General features: G+C 34.9%; 17 protein-coding genes and 1 other annotated feature. Of the genes, 15 read left to right on the top strand and 2 right to left on the bottom strand.

What is annotated here, in order from left to right:
• Positions 1 to 52 precede the first annotated feature (52 nt).
• Complete coding sequence (locus tag EKH84_RS11745; protein ID WP_190283313.1) at positions 53 to 343, bottom strand: hypothetical protein; 291 nt, start codon at positions 341 to 343, stop codon at positions 53 to 55.
• Between the two features lie 11 nt (positions 344 to 354).
• A complete protein-coding gene (locus EKH84_RS11750) occupies positions 355 to 531 on the bottom strand; it encodes a hypothetical protein (protein ID WP_127066446.1) in 177 nt (58 codons plus the stop codon).
• 332 nt (positions 532 to 863) lie between these two features.
• Between EKH84_RS11750 and rpsA the strand changes: the two genes are divergently transcribed.
• The 15 genes from rpsA to EKH84_RS11825 all read left to right on the top strand — a co-directional run bounded on the left by rpsA (position 864) and on the right by EKH84_RS11825 (position 21,023).
• On the top strand, positions 864 to 2,012 hold the full coding sequence (gene rpsA / locus EKH84_RS11755) for a 30S ribosomal protein S1 (protein WP_127066447.1): 1,149 nt from the start codon (positions 864 to 866) through the stop codon (positions 2,010 to 2,012).
• Positions 2,013 to 2,096: 84 nt separating this feature from the next.
• Entirely contained in the window at positions 2,097 to 3,236 is a 1,140-nt protein-coding gene (locus EKH84_RS11760; RefSeq protein ID WP_127066448.1) for a hypothetical protein, read from the top strand.
• Between the two features lie 19 nt (positions 3,237 to 3,255).
• Positions 3,256 to 3,495: a binding site (T-box leader), on the top strand.
• A gap of 64 nt (positions 3,496 to 3,559) precedes the next feature.
• On the top strand, positions 3,560 to 3,766 hold the full coding sequence (locus EKH84_RS11765) for a hypothetical protein (RefSeq protein WP_013656941.1): 207 nt from the start codon (positions 3,560 to 3,562) through the stop codon (positions 3,764 to 3,766).
• Between the two features lie 64 nt (positions 3,767 to 3,830).
• Positions 3,831 to 6,473, top strand: coding sequence for a valine--tRNA ligase (locus EKH84_RS11770; RefSeq protein ID WP_127066449.1), 2,643 nt, complete (start codon positions 3,831 to 3,833; stop codon positions 6,471 to 6,473).
• A 55-nt stretch (positions 6,474 to 6,528) separates the two neighbouring features.
• Entirely contained in the window at positions 6,529 to 7,440 is a 912-nt protein-coding gene (locus EKH84_RS11775; protein WP_013656943.1) for a LacI family DNA-binding transcriptional regulator, read from the top strand.
• A 306-nt stretch (positions 7,441 to 7,746) separates the two neighbouring features.
• Positions 7,747 to 9,090, top strand: a complete 1,344-nt coding sequence (locus EKH84_RS11780) for a carbohydrate ABC transporter permease (RefSeq protein ID WP_127066450.1) — start codon at positions 7,747 to 7,749, stop codon at positions 9,088 to 9,090.
• Position 9,091: 1 nt separating this feature from the next.
• Positions 9,092 to 9,916, top strand: a complete 825-nt coding sequence (locus EKH84_RS11785; protein ID WP_013656945.1) for a sugar ABC transporter permease — start codon at positions 9,092 to 9,094, stop codon at positions 9,914 to 9,916.
• Positions 9,917 to 9,939: 23 nt separating this feature from the next.
• On the top strand, positions 9,940 to 11,220 hold the full coding sequence (locus EKH84_RS11790) for a sugar ABC transporter substrate-binding protein (protein WP_127066451.1): 1,281 nt from the start codon (positions 9,940 to 9,942) through the stop codon (positions 11,218 to 11,220).
• 19 nt (positions 11,221 to 11,239) lie between these two features.
• Positions 11,240 to 12,979, top strand: coding sequence for a glycoside hydrolase family 13 protein (locus EKH84_RS11795; RefSeq protein WP_127066452.1), 1,740 nt, complete (start codon positions 11,240 to 11,242; stop codon positions 12,977 to 12,979).
• 31 nt (positions 12,980 to 13,010) lie between these two features.
• Positions 13,011 to 13,679 carry a starch-binding protein gene (locus EKH84_RS11800; protein WP_127066453.1) on the top strand — a complete coding sequence of 223 codons (669 nt, stop codon included), beginning with the start codon at positions 13,011 to 13,013 and terminating at the stop codon, positions 13,677 to 13,679.
• A gap of 138 nt (positions 13,680 to 13,817) precedes the next feature.
• Complete coding sequence (locus EKH84_RS11805; protein WP_127066454.1) at positions 13,818 to 15,983, top strand: DNA topoisomerase III; 2,166 nt, start codon at positions 13,818 to 13,820, stop codon at positions 15,981 to 15,983.
• Between the two features lie 136 nt (positions 15,984 to 16,119).
• Positions 16,120 to 17,094 (top strand): alpha/beta hydrolase, encoded by a 975-nt coding sequence (locus tag EKH84_RS11810; RefSeq protein ID WP_190283314.1) that lies wholly within the window; start codon positions 16,120 to 16,122, stop codon positions 17,092 to 17,094.
• Between the two features lie 100 nt (positions 17,095 to 17,194).
• Positions 17,195 to 17,686 carry a tRNA (uridine(34)/cytosine(34)/5-carboxymethylaminomethyluridine(34)-2'-O)-methyltransferase TrmL gene (trmL, locus tag EKH84_RS11815; RefSeq protein WP_127066456.1) on the top strand — a complete coding sequence of 164 codons (492 nt, stop codon included), beginning with the start codon at positions 17,195 to 17,197 and terminating at the stop codon, positions 17,684 to 17,686.
• A gap of 108 nt (positions 17,687 to 17,794) precedes the next feature.
• Positions 17,795 to 18,499, top strand: a complete 705-nt coding sequence (locus EKH84_RS11820; RefSeq protein ID WP_127066457.1) for a C40 family peptidase — start codon at positions 17,795 to 17,797, stop codon at positions 18,497 to 18,499.
• A gap of 130 nt (positions 18,500 to 18,629) precedes the next feature.
• A complete protein-coding gene (locus EKH84_RS11825; protein ID WP_127066458.1) occupies positions 18,630 to 21,023 on the top strand; it encodes an endonuclease MutS2 in 2,394 nt (797 codons plus the stop codon).
• Positions 21,024 to 21,025: the final 2 nt, after the last annotated feature.

Here is a 21,025-nt window from a genome sequence, read left to right on the forward strand (position 1 = left end):
ATACAAAAAGAGTAGACTAATGACAAGTCTACTCTTTTTGTATGAGAAAAGGTTATTTCCCACATTCTAATTCTTTATTAAGGGATTTTGTTTTACAAATCCAAGTTGCCACAATAGCTGCAAGTACAGCTACTAGAGGAATGTTGATATTGTTAGTAAGATAATCTAAAGCAATAAAAAGTGTTCTGCCACCGAATTTAATATATGTAATAAGCACTCCCATACCTAAGCTTAAAGAGAAGAAAGCTTGCCCTATAGCACTAATGATAATAGAAGGTGCTATTTTACTAAAGTCTGGTTTGAATAAAAATGCAAATGACTCCTTAAGCCTAGGTAAAGTCATGGGATAACCTATTAAAATAATGGAAATCCCATTAATATAATAGCTAATAGGTATACAACAATAAAGGCACCCCCACCATGCTTCCCAACCATATATGAAAATTTCCATATGTTACCTAAACCGATTGCTGAGCCTGTAACTGCTGCAATAATTCCTAATTTTAAACTAAAATGTTCTCTGTTATTCATATCAATCCTTCTGTCTGATTAGTCTTAATTTCTGATAAATAACTCTAGTAAGTAGTTATCTTGATATCTGTAATGATGTTGTTTTATTATAGCTATTGTTTTACAGATTTATAATTTGAATATCTTATTTCTAAATATATAATTTAGTCAGAATAATTTATTATAAGCGTAATATAATAAGGAAAGATTTCATTTTACATTTAACTCTAGAGGGTTTGATTTGGTTTCAAGCTTAATAAATTATCAAATAAACTTATAAATACACTATATTTTTAATGAAGAAATGTGTATAATAGAAAAGGTATAGGTAAAAAACGAAGGAGGATTAGAAAATGGAAGAAAATCTAACCATGGCGGACTTAATGGCAGAAGTAGATAAATCAATGACACGTATATATAGAGGTCAAATCTTACCAGCTAAAGTAGCACTTGTTGGTGAACAAGGTGTTATTGTGAATATTGGGTATCATGCAGATGGCCTTATTCCTTGGCAAGAAGTAGCTTATGATGAAATAGATCGTACAAGCATCAAAGAAGACGATACTTTTGATGTTTATGTTATGAAAGTAGATGATGGTGAAGGCAATGTTCTTGTATCTAAAAGAAGAGCAGAGGCTGAAACAGCTATAGAGGAAATTCAAGAATTATTTGAAAAGAAAGCAACTTTTACAGTACATGTAAAAGAAGTTGTTAAAGGTGGGGTTGTAGCACCTATTAAGGGACTTCGTGGATTTATTCCAGGTTCCCAATTAACGAATACTTATGTAGCCGACCTTGCGGCTTTCGTTGGTAAAGATATAGAAGTTGAAATTATTGAGTTTGTTCCTAAATCTAAAAAACTTGTTTTATCAGGTAAACGTATTGCAACAGAAAAAGCACAAGCAGAAAAAGCACAAAAACTTGCTGCTCTTGTAGAAGGTGAAAAAGTATCAGGAACAGTAACAAAATTAATGCCATATGGTGCTTTTGTAGATCTTGGTGGTGTTGAAGGTCTTGTGCATAATACAGATCTTTCATGGGTACGTATTAAACACCCTTCAGATGTGGTAAAAGAAGGCGATAAAGTAGATGTGATTATTTCTTCTGTAGATCAAAGTACAGGTAAAATTGCATTAAGCTTAAAAGATATGACAACAGATCCATGGTTACTTGCAGTAAGCAACTTTGAAGTAGGTGATGTTGTGCCAGCCAAAGTGACACGTTTTGCAAGCTTTGGTGCTTTTGCTGCTATTGCAGATGGTTTAGAAGGTTTAATTCACATTTCTCAAATTAGTGAAAAACGTATTAACAAACCAGAAGAAGCTTTAGAAATGGGTCAAGAAGTACAAGCTAAAATCGTTACAATCGATAAAGAAGCTAAAAAAATTGGTCTTTCTCTTAAAGAGTTAGAAGCAGCTAAAATGGATGAAGAAATCAGCGAATATATGACATCAGGTGATGAAAAAGTAACACTTGGTGATGTACTTGGTAGTGAGCTTTAAGAAGAACCCTTTGGGGTTCTTTTTTTTATGAGTGAAGTGTGATAATATAGAAAAAAGATTTGATAGGGCAAAGGGGAACGAGGCGTGAGTAAAATAAAGAAAATATGGACAACCTTATTTGCAAAAAATAAGTTTCGCAAAGGGACGGAATTAGATGAACATTCAATGGAGGGTTTATTTGAGGAACTTTATGAACTTCAGATGAAAATGAGTCGTACTCAGCACTATCTTGAGGAGCTAGAGGGTAAAGAAACTTTAGCTAGTCAATATGAAGTGTTAGACAAAGAAGATATACATAAGTTAGATATTTTAGCAGGGCGTGCTAAGACCATAGAAGAAAAAAAGATGAATCTAAGAGGCAGACTCATTAGTAATAATTCAGCTTTAGCAAGAGTAGGTCAGTATGAAGAAGAGATACCTGACCTCATTAAGGAAATGCAAATAGCAGAAAAACGACGTAGAGAAACAGAAAATCATATTTTTTACTTAGAAGAAGAAAAAGAAGAGCTTTATGAAGAAAGAGAATCTCTTTTACTAGGATATCGTTTTCTGAAAGGGTTTAGTGGCATCATGATAGCAGCTATTGTCATTTGCTTATTTGTTTCCTTTGCGGTCTTGCAGACATTAAGAGAACAGATATGGATAGTTCTAACAACTATAGGATTTGTAGTAGTAGCTTTATTTATAGGTGTTGTTATTTTGAAAGAAAACATTGACAAAGAACTCAGTAGGAACGTAGTCTTACAACAAAAAGCTGTTAAATATCTTAACAAAGCTAAAATTAGATTGTTTAATCAAGTACAGTATCTAGAATTTCAATATCATAAGTTAGGTGTAGACAGCGTTGCTAAGCTAGAGCTTTATTATAACCGTTACTTAAAAAACAAAAATAATGAACGTATTTATTTGCAGATGAATGAAACGCTTAATGAGATTGAAGAAGATATGTTAGCTATTTTAAGTGGCAAGGGAATTAAGATAGATTATATTAATAATCTATCAGACTGGGTTTTAACGCCTAAAAAGCTTAATGAGATGAAACAGGTAAAAGAAGAACGAGAGAAAGCGATTGAACAAATTCATGGGTTAAGAGCTTATGAAGAAGAGCTATGGAAAGAGATCTATGCGTTGGGTCAAGAAGAACATTTAAAAGAGAAGGTAGCAGTAGCTATTGAAGCTTATAATGAAAGTATGATGCTTGACAAAACCGAGAAAGGTGCATAAAATGTTAAGTAATTAAACATTTGATGCAATGAAAAAGAGGAGTATAGTGCTACTGCGTATAGAGAGAGAAGATTATAAGCTGAAAGTCTTCTTACGAAAAGAACACTAGAAGGTAGCTTTGGAGCACCATTTCTGAAAATAGTAGGAAATGGCGGGTATGCCCGTTAAAGCTAACAAGTGTTTTGCAAAGTAATTTATTTATTTATTTATTTACATTGCAAAGAATTAAGGTGGTACCGCGAGCTTCTTCGTCCTTATTGGGATGAAGAAGCTCTTTTTGACGTTATTACCTTAAAAAATGCCTAAAATAAAGGGGTGAGACGATGCAGATGATAGGTTTTGTGCTTTTGTGCATTGGACTCATGATTTGTTTTTTTGCTAGACGTATTGTACGTGGCAAAACAAAGATGGATCCTAAGGATGAAGCAGAAATGCATTTATTAACATCGGGTGCCGTCATTGCAGTAAGGATGGCAGGATTAGTTGTTGTTGGCGTCGGCTTTGTTTTTCTTTTGCTAGGCGCATCATGAATAATGTTTACAAACTTATATATCTAAATAATTACAAAGTAGATCATTCACAAGGAGGAACAATATGAAGCAGTTAGAAAAAGTATATGATCCAAGTAGCGTTGAAGAGCGCCTTTATCATCAATGGATGGAAAAAGGTTATTTTCATGCTGAAGTAGAAAAAGATAAAAAACCTTTTACAATTGTGATGCCACCACCCAATATCACAGGGCAACTTCACATGGGTCATGCTCTTGATAATACCCTTCAAGATATTTTAACACGTTACAAACGTATGCAAGGTTTTAATGCCCTTTGGGTACCAGGAACAGACCATGCGAGTATTGCAACAGAAGTTAAAGTGGTAGAAAAAATTGCAGCTGAAGGGCTTACAAAAGAAGATTTAGGCCGTGAAGGTTTCTTAGAAAAAGTATGGGAGTGGAAAGAGCAATATGGCGGCCGTATTGTAGAACAGCTTAAAAAATTAGGTTCTTCTTGTGATTGGGATAGAGAACGCTTTACCATGGATGAAGGCTGCTCAGAAGCTGTACAAGAGGTTTTCATTAGACTTTATGAAAAAGGTTATATTTACAGAGGCTCACGCATTATTAACTGGTGTCCAGTTTGTGGGACTTCTATTTCAGATGCAGAAGTAGAACATGAGGAAAAAGAAGGTCATTTCTGGCATCTTCGTTATCCTGTAGTAGGTAGTGAGGAATTTGTACAATTAGCAACAACAAGACCTGAAACTATGCTTGGAGATACTGCCATTGCTGTTAACCCAGAAGATGAACGTTATGCTCACTTAGTAGGTAAAATGGTTCGTATTCCACTTGTGGATCGTGAGATTCCAGTCGTAGCAGATTCTTATGTTGATAAAGAATTTGGAACAGGTGTTGTTAAAATTACACCAGCACATGACCCTAATGACTTCGAAGTAGGTAAACGTCATGACTTACCAGAAATCTGTGTCATGAATGATGACGGCAGTATGAATGACCTTTGTGGTAAATATGCAGGTATGGATCGTTATGAAGCAAGAAAAGCTTTAGTAGCTGATTTAGAAGCAGCAGGTTTCCTTGTAAAAGTAGAACCTCATACGCATAATGTAGGAACACATGACCGTTGTAAATGTGTTATTGAACCAATGATCAAGGCACAATGGTTTGTAAAAATGGAAGAAATGGCTAAACCTGCTATTGAAGCTGTTAAAAGCGGTGAACTCAATCTTGTACCAAAACGTATGGAAAAAACCTATTACAACTGGCTTGAAAATATCAGAGATTGGTGTATTTCTCGTCAATTATGGTGGGGACACAGAATCCCTGCTTACTACTGTCAAGATTGTGGTGAAATTATTATTGCTAGAGAAAAACCTCATACATGCTCTAAATGTAGTGGTTCAAACTTTGTTCAAGATGAAGATACCCTTGATACATGGTTTAGCTCAGCGCTATGGCCATTCTCAACTTTAGGTTGGCCAGAAAATACAGAAGAGCTTAAACATTTCTATCCTACAAGTGTCCTTGTAACAGGTTATGATATTATTTTCTTCTGGGTTATCCGTATGGTATTCTCAGGTATTGAACAAATGGGAGAAATTCCATTTAAAGATGTTTTATTCCACGGGCTTGTACGTGCAGCTGATGGGCGTAAGATGAGTAAATCACTTGGTAATGGGGTAGACCCACTTGAAGTGATTGAAAAATACGGTGCAGATGCTTTAAGACTCACGCTTGTAACAGGTAATGCACCTGGTAATGATATGCGTTTCTACTATGAAAGAGTAGAAGCTAACCGTAACTTTGGTAATAAATTATGGAATGCAGCACGTTTCATTATGATGAACTATGAAGGAGAGGATATTAATTTAACAGTAGACTTAAAAGACTTAATTCCTGCTGATAAATGGATTCTTTCAAAAGTGAATACTTTAGCTAAGGAAGTAACCGATAATATGGATAAATATGACCTTGGTGTAGCTGTTCAAAAATTATATGACTTTGCATGGGAAGAGTTCTGCGACTGGTATATTGAAATGGTAAAACCACGTCTTTATAACAAAGAAGACGTTACAAGACCTGCAGCACTTTGGACTCTTAAGACAGTCATGACCCAGATTTTAAAAATGCTTCATCCCTATATGCCATTTATTACAGAAGAAATTTTCCTTGGTCTACAAGATCAAGAAGACTCTATCATGATTTCAACATGGCCTGCTTTTATAGAAGAGTGGAACTTTAAAGCTGAAGAAGAAGAAATTAACTTAATCAAAGAAGCTGTACGTAACATTCGTAACTTACGTAGTGAAATGAATGTACCACCATCAAGAAAAGCAAAAGTATTTGTTGTATCAGAAGATGAAAAAGTAATTAGCACCTTTGAAAATGGTAAGGTATTCTTTGCAGTACTAGGTTATGCTTCAGAAGTTGTGATTCAAAAAGATAATGCAGGTATTGATAGTGATGCTGTATCTGTAGTGATTCCAAATGCAACGGTTTATATTCCATTTGCTGATTTAGTAGATATCGAAAAAGAACTGGATCGTCTTGCTAAAGAAAAAGCAAAACTTGAAGGTGAAGTAGAACGTGTTAATAAAAAATTAGCAAATGAAGGCTTCGTAGCAAAAGCACCAGCCAAACTTTTAGAAGAAGAAAAAGCTAAAAAGGAAAAATACGAAACAATGCTTGAAGCTGTGGTAGAACGTATTGCACATTTAAGCAAATAAGTAGTGAAACGAGATAAGATAAGAAGAAATCATATAAGTCATGGGGGGATGTCTAATGGCTAAGGGGAAAGTCACAATGAAAGACATAGCTAAAGAATTAAATATTTCTTTAGCTACGGTTTCTTATGTCATAAACCATTCAGAAAAAGAAAAAATTAGTCATGATATGAGACTTAAGGTATTAGAAACTGCTAAAAGAATGGGTTATGTCCCTAATTTATCTGCTAGATCCTTAGTAAATAGGAAAAGTAATTTAGTAGGGATTATGATTCATTTAAAACCTGATGACCCCATCACTAAAAAGCAATATTATTATGATTTAGCAGCTCACCTTCAAGGTGAGCTGCATCAAATAGGATATGATACAGTGATTTCTATGACACATGATCTTGAAAATATAGATATTATCTCTAAGCGTTCTTTAGAAGCTGCATTTATTATTGATGTAGATGAAAAACATTTTAAAAAAATTACAAGTCAATATTATGTTCCTATTATTTTTATGGATTGTGATGTTGAATTACAGCTGTTTTATAAAGTATTACCGGACTATACTTTTCTGTTAAACCAAGCTAAACGAATGCTAGGTGAACCCTATCCTTATTTAATAATGGAAGATGTGATTAATGGCAAAGTAAGAAATACTTTAATGAGTGATTTTAAGCAAGAAGATATTTTCATTCATAAAAGACATGCTGATATGAAAGCTTTTTTAGAACGGCATATAGGGAAAAAAGGTATTGTAATAGGTGAAAATCTAGGGGTACAAGTAGAGCGTTATATAGATTCTAGCCAAATAGTAGTGATTGCTTCAGGAGCGGCCAGAGAAACTTTATTACCATATACAAGATATATAGAAGTAAGTAATAAAAGAAAAGCTGAAATGGGTGTTCACATTCTAAAGCAGCTTTTAACTTTGAAATATGATGAAGCAGCAGAAACGAGAATTTTAATGTTACCAGATTAATAGGACTAAAAAGAGGTTGCAGAAATGCAACTTCTTTTTTTACGTATTTTTATTTTATTCAGCTACTTATTTAACTTAATAAAAAGAAATGATAGTGTAAAAAGTATGTAAATAGAAGCGAGGAAAGGTAAGAAAACGACTTAACAAAAAATGATTAAGTAAAAATATTAGTAAAATGCAACAAAAAAATGGTTTAAATAAAAATAAAATTGTGAAAATTATATTGACTATAGAAAAATATCGTGATAAATTAAAATCAACTTAAACGATTAAGTTATTGAGTATTAGGTGATGGGAGGATGTGAAATGAAGAAAAGTACAAAGGCAGTAGGATTATCTGCTTTCATATGGGGAAGTGGACAATTTTTCATAGGCGAGCAATACATAAAGGGGCTATTGTTCTTCATTGTACAAATGCTATTCGTGGGAATAGAGCTACAAAGCGGCTATTGGTTAGAATATTTAAGTGGTCAAATTAAGCAGTTTAGTATAAGAATTCATGGTGGTTATTTTACAAAAGGTATTTGGGGATTTATTACCTTGGGAGAGAAGGTAGGCGCTAGAACAGGAGACCATTCAACAATACTTTTAATTAATGGCATTATTGTCCTATTGCTTTTAGGATTATTTATAGCCATTTATATATGGAATTTACGAGACAGCTATCAAACTGGCAAGATGATTGACGAAAAGGGAATTTATATATCTTCAAAAGAGTATTTGAAACTGACTTGTACTAAGTTCTTTCCGTATGTGATTTTAGCACCTATTGTAGTGGCTATTATGTTTATTGTTGTGATGCCTATTATCTTTTCAGTTTTAACGGCATTTACAAACTATAATAAAAATCATTTACCCCCAGCTCATTTAATTGATTGGGTAGGACTTTCTAACTTTACCAAGTTATTTCAAGTACCAGTGTGGTCCACAACTTTTTTTTCAGTTTTAGGCTGGACGATTATTTGGGCTGTAAGTGCAACCTTTACAACTTACTTTCTAGGCTTATTTCAAGCCATTTTATTAAGTAGCTCCTATGCTAAATGCAAAGCTTTTTTTAGAGGCATTCTTATTTTACCTTGGGCTATTCCACAAATGATTACACTATTGGTATTTAGAAACTTACTCAATGGTCAGTTTGGCCCTTTAGGTCAATTACTTATTGATATAGGCTTGGTGAATGAGAGAATTCCCTTTTTATCAGATCCGATTATTGCTAAGGTTACGATTATCGTTGTTAATTTATGGCTTGGTTTTCCGATGTTTATGGTAATGATTCAGGGGGTATTAGGGAATGTGGATCAGGCTTTTTATGAAGCAGCCCACATTGATGGAGCTACATCTTTTCAGTCTTTTAAGTATATCACATTACCACTTATTTTTAGGGCAACGGCACCACTCATTATTATGAATCTGGCTAATAATTTTAACTGCTTTGGTATTATTTATTTCTTGACGGAAGGAAATCCAGCTAATCCGAATTATCATTTAGCAGGTCATACAGATATTCTTATTTCTTGGATCTATAAGCTTACCTTAAGTGATCAAATGTATAATATGGCCGCTGTTATGTGTATTATCATTTTTGTAGTCATAGGAACGGTATCTTTTTATAACTTTAAAAGAACACAAGCTTTTAAGGAGGTGGAATAGCATGAAGACAAGAATTAAGACCATTTTGGTGAATCTAGAATTAATTATCATGTCGATCATTGTGATTGTACCCGTTTCGTGGATTGTCTTATCTTCTTTTAATAAAGGAACAAGTTTAGCAACTTCTACCTTCATTCCAAAGCAATTGACTTTCGAAAACTATAGGCGACTTTTTCAAGAAACGAATTTTACCACTTGGTTTAGTAATACATTTCAAATTGCTACTTTAAATGCAATCATTTCAGTTTTTCTCATCTTAATAACTGCTTGGGTATTATCACGATTTCAATTTAAAGGGAAAAAGCAAGGTCTTATCACTTTACTTATCTTATCCATGTTTCCTAGCTTTTTATCTATGACAGCTATTTATTCGCTGTTTGTTAACTTGGGGTTGGTAGGAAAACCACTAGCTTTAGTACTTCTGTATTCGATAGGTGCCATTCCATATAATGTTTGGCTTGTTAAAGGTTACTTAGATGGTATTTCTATGTCACTAGATGAAGCTGCTTATATTGATGGTAGTACAAAACTTACCACATTTTTTAAAATCATTGTACCTATGTCAAAGCCAATCATTGTGTACTGTATGGTTTCACAATTTATGTTCCCATGGATGGATTATATTTTACCCAATCTTTTGTTAACAGGAGACAAAACAAGAACGGTAGCTGTTGGCCTTTATAGTATGATTACAGGCAATGAAAACTCTTATTTTACAACTTTTGCAGCAGGTTCAGTGGTTATTGCTGTTCCATGTACGCTTTTATTCTTAGTATTTCAGAAGTTTCTAGTACAAGGTATTGCATCAGGAGCAAGTAAAGAATAGTGAAATCAAAGGGGGATTAATAAATGAAATTTAAAAAACATGCCATTATTACATTAAGTTTATTAATAAGTTTAGGAGCTATGGGTTGCCATAAGGCTTTGCCTATAGAGGATGAAACTGAGGTGAAAAGTAATGAAGTCAATGAAAAGGGGGAATTGGTACCAGAACAAGGGGCAAAGCTTGTATTTTGGACCGTAGATGAGGAGTATGGCAAAGCCATTGCTACTGCTTTTGAAGCTCAATATAGTGTGCCAGTCACAGTAGAAAAAGTAGGTATGGGTGAAATTGACAAAATGATTTTAACTGGACCGACTCAGACAGGAGCAGATGTATTTATGAGTTCACATGATAATATGCCAACAGGCATGGCAGCAGGTTTGTTTTTAGAGATTAATCCACAAATAGCTGAACGTATTAAAGCAAAGATGAATGATGTTGGTATTAAAACGGTAACGGTAGATAACAAACTATATGGGGTACCAGTATCCATTGAAACCAGTTGCTTATTTTATAACAAAGATCTTGTAGGTGAAACACCAGCTATCACACTAGAGGAAATATTAGAAGAGTCTAAGATTTATAATGATGTGGTAAACAATAAGTTTTATTTCCTTTATTCTACCCCTGATACCTATAAAGCCTATCCTTTATTAAGTGCTTTTGGTTATCATGCGTTTGGAGAGAATGGTGATGATAATGCACATCCTGGCTTTGAAACAGAGGCTTTTAAAAAGGGACTTGAACTTATTTATAGCCTTCGTGAAATTATGCCTGTTAGTGCTACAGATTTAAGGAATGCAGAGTTTGTGAGAAATTTATTCATGGAAGGGAAGGTAGCTTATGAGATTACAGGACCATGGGATATCAAAACCTTTAGAGATAGTGGGGTTCATTTTGGCGTAACGACGCTACCTACTTATGAAGGAAGAAGTTTAACACCTTTTGCAGGGGTGAAAACAGCTCATGTATCAGCTTGGACAGAGTATCCTATAGCAGCCCAATTACTAGCTGAATTTCTTGTGTCAGATGAAGGGGCTTCATTACTTTATGAAAAAGCTAATAAAATTACAACCTTAAAGGATGTATCCAATGTAAGAGGCCTAGGAGAAGACCCTTTGGTGAAACCTTTTACACAGCAATTTGAAAATTCCTTTCCTATGCCTAATGTAAAGGATATTAAAGCTTTTTGGACAGCTACAGAGAAGTCGCTGATTTCTTTATATGATGGAGAACTTACGCCTGATGAAGCACAGAAAAAGACGATAGAAACTTGGGAGGCTATACTTGCTTCTCAAGCTGAATAACAGTATAAAGGAGACTAATATGAATAAAGAAGCACTATGCCATATCCCAAAAAGTAATTATGCTTATGCTTATAAGTTAGATGAACTACATATTCGTTTAAGGACCGCCAAAGATGATTTAGAGGAAGTCACTTTATTTTATGGCAATAAGTTTAATTGGCAAAATAAAAAGAGTGGGCGGATGCAGAAAGTTTATCAAGATGAGTATTATGACTATTATGAGTACAGGCTTCAATTAGAGGATACTAGACTAGGTTATTACTTTGGACTAAAAAAAGGAGAGGACTATTTATTTTTAACGGAAGTGGGATTAGAGGAAACATTTAATGATGATATGGCATATTGTTATTATTTTCAATATCCCTTTATTAATGCAGAAGATGTACATAAGCAGCCTTCTTGGCTTCAAGATGCTATTTTTTATCAGATTTTTGTAGAGCGTTTTTTTAATGGGGATGTAGCAAATTCTCCAACACCTTTAACCCCCTGGGAAGATGATCCTACGCCTAAGAGTTTTTTTGGAGGAGACTTAAAGGGGATTATAGAAAAGTTAGATTACTTAGAAAAACTAGGTATTAATGCCATTTATTTAACCCCTATTTTTGAATCTCCTTCTAATCATAAATATGATACTGTAGATTACATGCGAATTGATACTTATTTCGGAGATGAAAAAATTTTTGAGGAACTAGTCTTAAAAGCACATCAAAAAGGGATGAAAATTATTTTAGATGCGGTGCTTAATCATTGTGGTATGGCATTTGCTCCATTTCAAGATGTGGTTCAAAAAGGGCGAGCATCTAAGTATTATGATTGGTTTTTTATTAAAGGGGAGAAAGTGATTATAGAACCGCCTAACTATTTAACTTTTTCTCAGGTGCCTTATATGCCAAAACTAAATACAGCTCATCCAGAAGTAAGAAAGTATCTTTTTTCCGTTGTTCGTTATTGGACCAAAACCTATGGTATTGATGGCTGGCGTTTAGATGTATCAGATGAAATCGAACATGGCTTTTGGAGAGCATTTAGAGAACTAGTAAAAGGCATTAATCAAGAGGTGGTGATTATTGGAGAGAATTGGCACAATGCTTATCCGTGGCTCATGGGTGATCAATTTGATAGTGTCATGAATTATCCACTTACTAAATTAATGGGAGATTATTTTGCTAGAAAGGCTATAGATGCTAAGGCTTTTAAAGAACAACTGACGAGTTTATATATGCGTTATCCTAAGCAAGTTAATGAAGGGATGCTTAATCTTTTAGATAGTCATGATACAGAAAGGTTTTTAACTTTATGTCAGGAAGATAAGGCTTCACTTAAAAATGCAGTAGCTTTTTTATTCGGCTATATAGGGATTCCGTGTACTTATTATGGTACAGAAATTGGGATGATAGGTGAATATGATCCGGGATGCAGAAAAGGATTTGATTGGTGTGAAGCACATTGGGATCAAGATGTATATCATTATTATAAGCGATTAATAGCGATTAGAAAGCAAGAAAAAGTACTTCAAACAGGAGAAATGAGCTTGTTTTACCAAGGGAAGCTTTTTGTTATGAGACGATATGATCAGGAAGCAATGATAGATATAGTGATCAATCAAACACAGGTGCCCCTCACTTATGAAATAGCATACAGAGGAAAGAAGGAAGGAGGTAGATGTGAAGAGGTATTATATAATACCCCTATCAATCAAAAAGACAGCTTGGTTATTCCTGCAGGACACACTTATTATATCAAAATAATAAATAGCTAATTAAAAATTTAATCTATAAGGAGTGAATAAAATGAATCAGATGTTAAAAAGAGTAGGGTCATTTTTAATGGCATTAGGAATTGTAACAAGTATTTGGGGGTTAAGTGCAGAGACTAAAGCTGCCACTTCTGTAGTCATTCATGCATATAATAGTGGATGGGAGAGTATGAATATATATAACTGGGGTGATGATGGAGAGATACTTGGTGCATTTCCAGGAACAACTATGACAGCTGAGGAAACGGAGCATTGGTATACAGCTACCATTAATGCGGAGCATCATTTAAATTTAGTATTTAGTGTGGATATCAATGGAGATGGCCAAGCAGAAGCACAATCTAGTGATATTAAAGATATTCCTATAGACCAGCAACAGGAATATTGGGTCGTTATTTCAGCTCTAGCAGGAAGTAATGATTTAGGTGTTGCTGCAGGTGAGGCGCAGCTTTATAAAACAGAAGCTGAAGCCCAAACAGCAATAGAGGCATTGGCTAATCAAGTAGCGGAGGTAACACCAGCATCTAGTGAAACAGAGGCACCTACAACTGAACCACCATTAAAAGCAACACCAGTGCCTACAGAAAGTCCTGCACCAACTCAGACAGTAACACGCTCTAATGTACCATTAGTAATAGGTATTATCGGTGCTATTGTCATCGTAGGTTTATTAGGCTATATTGTTATTAAAAAGAAGAAATAAATTATTTCTACGAGAACCTCCTATCATAAACAATAGGAGGTTCTTTTGATGCTGTTTATATCTTGAAAAGAATGCTATAATAAAAGAGGTTATTAAACGAGCTAGCAGATGACAAAGTAAGCAGACAAGGAGAATAAAGTGGGAAAAATATTAGTATTTGCAGAAAAACCCAGTGTGGGAAAAGATATAGCACGTGTTTTAAAATGCACACAAAAGCAAAATGGTTTTTTTGAAGGACCTAAGTATGTAGTTACTTGGGCTATGGGACATTTAGTAGGTCTTTCTGACCCAGAAGCTTATGGTAATCAATATAAAACATGGAGTATGGAAACACTTCCAATGCTACCAGAACGCATGAAATTAACTGTATTAAAAGGAACAGGTAAACAATTTCAAATCGTTAAGAGCTTAATGCTACGAAAAGACATAGATGAAATCATTATTGCTACAGATGCAGGACGTGAAGGGGAATTAGTAGCAAGGTGGACCATTGATAAAGTAGGGGTTAAAAAGCCTATTAAACGTTTATGGATTTCATCTGTTACAGATAAAGCAATTTCGGAAGGTTTTAAAAATCTTAAGCCAGGTAAAGATTATGAAAACTTATATAAAGCGGCTGTCTGTAGGGCAGAAGGAGATTGGTTAGTAGGACTTAATGTTACTAGAGCACTGACTTGTAAGTTTAATGCGCAGCTTTCAGCAGGCCGTGTGCAATCAGCCACTTTAGCAATGATTGTAGCTAGAGAAGAAGCTATCAAAAACTTTCAGCCGAAGCCTTACTTCACGTTATCAGCCAAGTGTAAAGGCATTCAACTTGCTTATAAAGGTAAAAAAGGTGACCGTTTCTTTGATGAAAAGCAAATAGATACTTTAATTGGCAAGTTAGAAGGGAGCAAGGCACAAGTAACTGAATATAAGGAAACATCAAAGAAACAATATGCACCAGCTTTATATGACTTAACAGAGCTTCAAAGAGATGCCAATAAACGCTTTGGCTTTAGCCCAAAAGAAACCCTATCAGTGATGCAGCGCTTATATGAAAATTATAAAGTGCTTACTTATCCAAGAACAGATTCTAGATTCTTGTCAGAGGATATCGTACCAACACTTAAAGAAAGAATTAATGCTATTGCTATAGGACCTTATAAAATAGGAGCAAGAGAAGTTCTGAAAAATGGTATTAAGTCAAGTAGACATTTTGTAGATAATAGCAAAGTTTCAGATCACCATGCCATCATTCCAACAGAGGAAAGTCCAGATTTATCAAAGCTTAATAGCGATGAACGTAAAATTTATGATTTAGTTGTCAAGCGTTTTCTAAGTGTTTTACTACCACCTATGGCTTATAATGAAGGCGTATTAGAGGTAAGCAGTGAAGGGGAATGCTTTGTAGCAAAGGGCAAAAAAGTGATTGAACCAGGCTGGAAAATGCTTTATGAAATAGAGGCCGATGAAGATGAGGATGAAGTGGTACAAAGCTTACCAGAAGTTAAAAAGGGAGAAACAGTTGTTTTAGAACAGTTCTTTAAAACGAAGCAAATGACAAAAGCACCTAGTCGTTTTACAGAAGCTACACTACTTTCTGCTATGGAAAAACCTCATCAATATGTAGAAGTGGATCAAAAGGCAGCTAAGACATTAGGGGAGACCGGTGGCATTGGTACAGTTGCAACAAGAGCCGATATCATAGAAAAGCTTTACAACATGTTTTATATCGAGAAAAGTGGGAAGGAAATCGTTCCTACTTCTAAAGGTAAGCAGCTCATTGAGTTAGTACCAGTTGATTTAAAATCACCACTACTTACAGCTGAGTGGGAAATGGCATTAGAACAAATTAGTAAAGGTAAACAAGATCCAAAAGCCTTTATGAAAAAAATCAGAGTTTATAGTGAAGAACTGGTGCAATCTGTTAAGGGAAGCGGAGAAAAATATATTCATGACAATCTAACAGGTAAACGCTGTCCTGAATGTAACAAGCTCATGTTAGAAGTAAAAGGAAAGCATGGAAAACTGTATGTTTGTCAAGATAGAAATTGTGGTTATAGAGAAAATATTAGCCGTTTCACCCAAACAAGATGCCCTAACTGCCATAAAAAGTTAGAATTAAGAGGAGAAGGTGAAGGGCAAATTTATGTTTGTACCACTTGTACTTTCCGTGAAAAGTTAAGTGTCTTTAATAAGAAATACCGTAGTGAGAGCAAAAAGGTAGACAAGAAGTCTGTACAAAAATACCTTAAGGAGCAAACTAAAAAGGAAGAAGGTAACTTTGCTTTTGCAGAGGCTTTTGCGAAACTAAACAAATAAAGTAGTGACTTACTTAAGCAATCCTATTCTATTCAATGGACTTAAGTAAGTCTTTTTTTGATGAGTATCCAGAGAATAGTTATAGAAAACCAAGTAGATGAACAAACTAATAAAAAGTAATAGAGGTGGCTTAGAAATGAAAAGTAAAGACTGGATTTTTTTAGCGCCTTGCGCAGTAGGTGGCGCTATATTAGGAACTTGTTTATATATTGGTTATCGAATGATGTATACACCATCTGAAACCATTAATAAGTGGCCTTCAGATTATGGCCTTCTTTATGAAGATGTGAGCTTTGATGGACCAGTAAGGAACAAGGGAGGCAAAAGGTTAATGTTATCTGGTTGGTGGATACCAGCTCAAGAAGAAGGCGTGATTAGAGATAGCCGTTATACAGTTATTTTATCTCATGGCTATCATAATGTAAGAACACTAGAAGGAATTGCATTATTTGATTTGGTAAAGCAGATGAGTGCTGATGGGTATCATGTACTTATGTATGACTTTAGACACTGTGGCTTTTCAGAGGGTAGGATGTCAACTGGCGGTTATTTAGAACGTTATGATTTATTAGCAGCTATCCGTTATGTGAAAAAAGAAAAGCATTGTCATCATATTGTATTAATGGGATGGTCAATGGGAGCAGCTGTTTCTATTATGGCTGGTGCTATGGCAAAAGAAGTGAGGGGAATTATAGCAGATAGTCCCTATGCGGATTTAAAACATTATTTATATGAGAACATGAGCCGTTTTACAAAGCTTCCAAGTTTTCCATTTAGTTACTTAACAGTGGGGTTAACTAAGCATTGGCTTCGTATGAATATAAAAGAAGTAAGTCCTTTAGAAGCTGCTAAGCAATTAGGAAAGCGGCCTCTTTTACTTATTCATGCAGAAGGGGATGAGGTCATTCCTTATAAAGATACCCTTACTATCTATGAAGCTATTAAAGAAAAAGGAAAAGTAGACTATTGGGTACCTACTGTGCAAGGACACATTAGGGCTTATATCCATGAGAAGAAAGCTTATGAAGAAAAGGTATTAAACTTTCTTCATCACCTAGCTTATCCTAAAAGACGTCATTGTCAGGTAAAAAGAATAGTAGGTAAGTATTAAATGATCGCATAGATGAATAAGCCAGATGGCATCGTTGAACGAAATGAAAGGTCGTGTTAGAATAAGAAATAATGGATGAATAAAGAAAGAAGGAAACATAATGATGCATATTGTTTTACACGAACCAGAAATACCGCAAAATACAGGAAATATTGCAAGAACCTGTGCAGCTACAGGTGCTACCTTGCATTTAATAGAACCTTTAGGCTTTTCTTTAGATGAAAAGCAGATTAAACGAGCAGGTCTTGATTACTGGCATCTTGTTAATGTTCAAACTTATAAAAATTATGAGGAATTTCTAGAAAAAAATAATTACCCTAAAGTTTATATGGCAACAACAAAATCAAGACAAACGTATACAGATGTAAGCTATGAAGAAGAATGCTATATTATGTTTGGAAAAGAAACAGCAGGTATTCCAGAAGAAATTTTATTAGATAACAAAGCAACATGCATTCGTATCCCTATGATTTCTGAAGCACGTTCTTTAAACTTATCTAATTCCGTAGCCATTGTCATATATGAAGCGCTTAGACAACATCAGTTTGAGCATCTTACTAAGCAAGGTGAGTTACATCATTATCACTGGTAAATAAAAACAATTTTCTGACTAAGATGTATAAAAAATAGAAAATCCGTTCATAATGAAATAGGGTTGATTTTTAAATCACGCCTAGCGTGTGCATTTTAGGAGGAAACAATGAAAAAAACAATTAAAGCTGTATGTCTAATTGGTATTTTATGGGGAACTTTAATTCCCGTTTATGCTACTACTACAGCTAAAAATAACATATTTCCAAGTTACACGGGGGTAACAGCTCAGTTAGTAGGAAATGAGATCAATGTAAGGAACTATCCAAGTAAATACGGCAAGGTGCTTATGTTAGCTAATGAGCAAGAACTCCATATCCTTGGACAAAATGATAAATGGTATAGAGTAAGTGTAAAAGGTGAAGAAGGCTGGGTATCTAAAGACTTTGTGGAAGTACCTGATGATAGCTTTATTCCATATAGTAAAGTATTAGGAGAAGAAATTGTAGACTATGGCAAGCTCTTTATTGGAACCCCTTATGTTTGGGGAGGAAACGATCTAAGAAGCGGAGTAGACTGTTCAGGATTAACCCAAAGGGTTTATGCAGGTTTTGATATTGACATTAGTAGAGTTTCCTATATGCAAGCCAAAGATGGTATTCCAGTTACAAAATCACAGCTTCAGCCAGGAGACTTAGTATTTTTTGACACATCGGGTGTTAATAACGGCCGTATTTCTCATGTGGGTATTTATGCAGGTAATGGTCAATTTCTTCATGCAGATAGTACGAGAGGTGTTATGCTCAGCCGATTAAGTAGTAATTACTATACTCGTAATTATGTAATGGGAAGTCGTATCTTACATTATTTTTAAAATGAGAAGAGTCCTTTTGAGGACTCTTTTTGTATTACGTTTTGGTGAAATTACGGGCAAGGGTGTTTCCAAATAGCAGAAGATGTGCCATAATAAAAATAGCGTAAAATATTGTATACGAGGTAACACAATGAATGAAAAAACACTTTATAAGTTAGAGTTTCATAAAGTTAAAGAATTAGTTAAAGCTTATGCAGTAACAGAAGGTGGAAAAGAAGCCGTTGCTCATGCAATGCCTCTTACAGAGCTTGAGGAAGTTAAAACGCTTCAAAAAGAAACTGCAGAAGCTATTCATATAAGTATCAAACAAGGTAAAATGCCTCTTGGTACTCTTAAAGCTGTTAAGCCTATTTTAAAACATATTGATATAGGTGCTATTTTGAGTGCAGGTGAGTTGTTAGCCATTAGAGATGTATTAAGATTAACAAGACAAGGCAAGAACTACTATCAAGATGCGATTGCTACAGGTGAAGTATATCCTTCAATAGGCGGCTATTTTGAAGGCTTAACACCTTTTACAACCTTAGAAAGAGAAATCTCACGTTGTATTATAGCCGCAGATCAGTTTGCAGATGATGCAACACCTGAACTGGCACATATTAGAAAACAAATGAAATCCTTAGGTGTTAAAATTAAAGAAGTCCTTCAAAATATGATTCATTCTAGCCATTATCAAGATATGATACAAGATCCTGTTGTGACACTGAGACAAGATCGTTATTGTATTCCTATTAAGATTGAGTATAAAAGTCAATTTAAAGGCATTGTACATGATCAATCCTCTACAGGTGCTACTGTTTTTATTGAACCTATGGCTGTTGTAGAGTTAGGGAATGCCTTAAAAAGTTTAGAGGTTAAAGAACAAGAAGAGATTGAAAAATTGCTCATTGAATTAACCAATCAAGTCGCTCCTATTACTGAGGAGATTGGAAGAAACTATGAGCTTTTAACCCTTTTAGATAGTATATTTGCACGTAGTGAATTTTCCCTTCGTTATGATTGTCGTGAGCCACGCTTAAACAATCAAGGTTACATTTTTCTGAAAAAAGCGAGACATCCTCTTTTAGCAAAAGAAAGTGTTGTACCGATTGACATTTATGTAGGAAAGGATTTTACCACCTTACTTATTACAGGACCTAATACAGGTGGTAAGACAGTTACCTTAAAGACAATAGGACTTTTTTCACTTATGGCTGCGATAGGCTTACAGATTCCAGCGGCTGAAGGTAGTGAAATGGCTATTTTTGAAGGAATTTATGCTGACCTTGGTGATGAGCAGAGTATAGAACAAAGTTTAAGTACTTTCTCAGCTCATATGACTAATATTGTAAGCATTTTAAAAGACATGAGCTTAAACTCCCTAGTATTATTAGATGAAGTAGGTTCAGGAACAGACCCAGTAGAAGGAGCTGCCCTAGCCATGGCTATCCTAGAACATCTTAGAAAACAACAAATTCGTACTGTTGCAACGACTCACTATAGTGAACTTAAATTATATGCACTTTCAACTGATGGCGTAGAAAATGCAAGCTGTGAATTTGACGTGGAGTCCTTAAGACCAACTTATCGCCTTTTAATTGGAGTACCAGGTAAAAGTAATGCCTTTGCTATTTCTATGAAATTAGGATTACCAGAGTATCTCATCGACGAAGCTAAAGTTTACTTACAAAAAGAAAACGTCAAAATGGAAGATATCTTAGTTGACTTAGAGCAAAGCAAGCGTTTAGCTGAAATGGAACGTGAACGTGCCAAAGCTTTTCGTGATGAAGCAGAACATCTAAAGGAAGAAATTCAAAACGAACGTAAGAAATTAGAGAAAGCTAAGAAAAAAGTACTAGAACGTGCGGAGTTAAAAGCTAAAGAAATACTTAAAACGGCTGAAGCTGAAACGGACAAGGTGCTTAAGGAAGTAAGAGCAGTAGCTAGAAAAGCGCAAGCAACCATTGATGAACAAAGCCTTTACAATGCAAAAAAGCGCATGTCAGATACTGTTTCTGCACAACATAAACGTGTAGGAAAAGTAGTAGGTAGACAAGAAAAAGTCGCTTTAAAAGCTGTAGAAGTAGGCGAAGAAGTAATGGTAACCTCGTTAATGCAAAAAGGTGTTGTAACGGCAGCAGCAGACCGTAGTGGTAATGTAGAAGTACGTGTAGGTATTATGCCGATGCGCATCCCATTAAGTGGGCTTACAAGATTAGAAGAAGAAATACAGGTAGCTAAAAAGCAGGAAAAGAAAAAAACAAAAGGTCAAGTGAGCTATCATATGAATAAAACAAGTACCATTTCCACGCAAGTAGATGTAAGAGGAATGATGGTAGATGAAGCTTGGCCGGTAGTAGATAAATATTTAGATGACGCCTACTTATCAGGGCTTAAACAAGTTACCATTATTCATGGTAAAGGAACAGGTGCCCTTAGAAGCGGCATCACCCAAAAGTTAAAAAGACACCCTCATGTACAAGACCAAAGACCAGGACTTTATGGAGAAGGAGAAATGGGGGTTACAGTAGTAACGATTAAATAAAA

It is taken from the genome of Cellulosilyticum sp. WCF-2 (assembly GCF_003990395.1).
Taxonomy (GTDB): Bacteria; Bacillota; Clostridia; order Lachnospirales; family Cellulosilyticaceae; genus Cellulosilyticum; species Cellulosilyticum lentocellum.

What these genes read in the sequence shown, in the direction of transcription:
- EKH84_RS11775 (WP_013656943.1), top strand. Translation starts at nt 6,529, where the DNA reads ATGGCTAAGGGGAAAGTCACAATGAAAGACATAGCTAAAGAATTAAAT.
- EKH84_RS11825 (WP_127066458.1), top strand. Translation starts at nt 18,630, where the DNA reads ATGAATGAAAAAACACTTTATAAGTTAGAGTTTCATAAAGTTAAAGAA.
- EKH84_RS11820 (WP_127066457.1), top strand. Translation starts at nt 17,795, where the DNA reads ATGAAAAAAACAATTAAAGCTGTATGTCTAATTGGTATTTTATGGGGA.
- EKH84_RS11800 (WP_127066453.1), top strand. Translation starts at nt 13,011, where the DNA reads ATGAATCAGATGTTAAAAAGAGTAGGGTCATTTTTAATGGCATTAGGA.
- EKH84_RS11780 (WP_127066450.1), top strand. Translation starts at nt 7,747, where the DNA reads ATGAAGAAAAGTACAAAGGCAGTAGGATTATCTGCTTTCATATGGGGA.
- EKH84_RS11745 (WP_190283313.1), bottom strand. Translation starts at nt 343, where the DNA reads ATGACTTTACCTAGGCTTAAGGAGTCATTTGCATTTTTATTCAAACCA.
- trmL (WP_127066456.1), top strand. Translation starts at nt 17,195, where the DNA reads ATGATGCATATTGTTTTACACGAACCAGAAATACCGCAAAATACAGGA.
- EKH84_RS11770 (WP_127066449.1), top strand. Translation starts at nt 3,831, where the DNA reads ATGAAGCAGTTAGAAAAAGTATATGATCCAAGTAGCGTTGAAGAGCGC.
- EKH84_RS11765 (WP_013656941.1), top strand. Translation starts at nt 3,560, where the DNA reads ATGCAGATGATAGGTTTTGTGCTTTTGTGCATTGGACTCATGATTTGT.
- rpsA (WP_127066447.1), top strand. Translation starts at nt 864, where the DNA reads ATGGAAGAAAATCTAACCATGGCGGACTTAATGGCAGAAGTAGATAAA.
- EKH84_RS11795 (WP_127066452.1), top strand. Translation starts at nt 11,240, where the DNA reads ATGAATAAAGAAGCACTATGCCATATCCCAAAAAGTAATTATGCTTAT.
- EKH84_RS11790 (WP_127066451.1), top strand. Translation starts at nt 9,940, where the DNA reads ATGAAATTTAAAAAACATGCCATTATTACATTAAGTTTATTAATAAGT.
- EKH84_RS11785 (WP_013656945.1), top strand. Translation starts at nt 9,092, where the DNA reads ATGAAGACAAGAATTAAGACCATTTTGGTGAATCTAGAATTAATTATC.
- EKH84_RS11750 (WP_127066446.1), bottom strand. Translation starts at nt 531, where the DNA reads ATGAATAACAGAGAACATTTTAGTTTAAAATTAGGAATTATTGCAGCA.
- EKH84_RS11810 (WP_190283314.1), top strand. Translation starts at nt 16,120, where the DNA reads ATGAAAAGTAAAGACTGGATTTTTTTAGCGCCTTGCGCAGTAGGTGGC.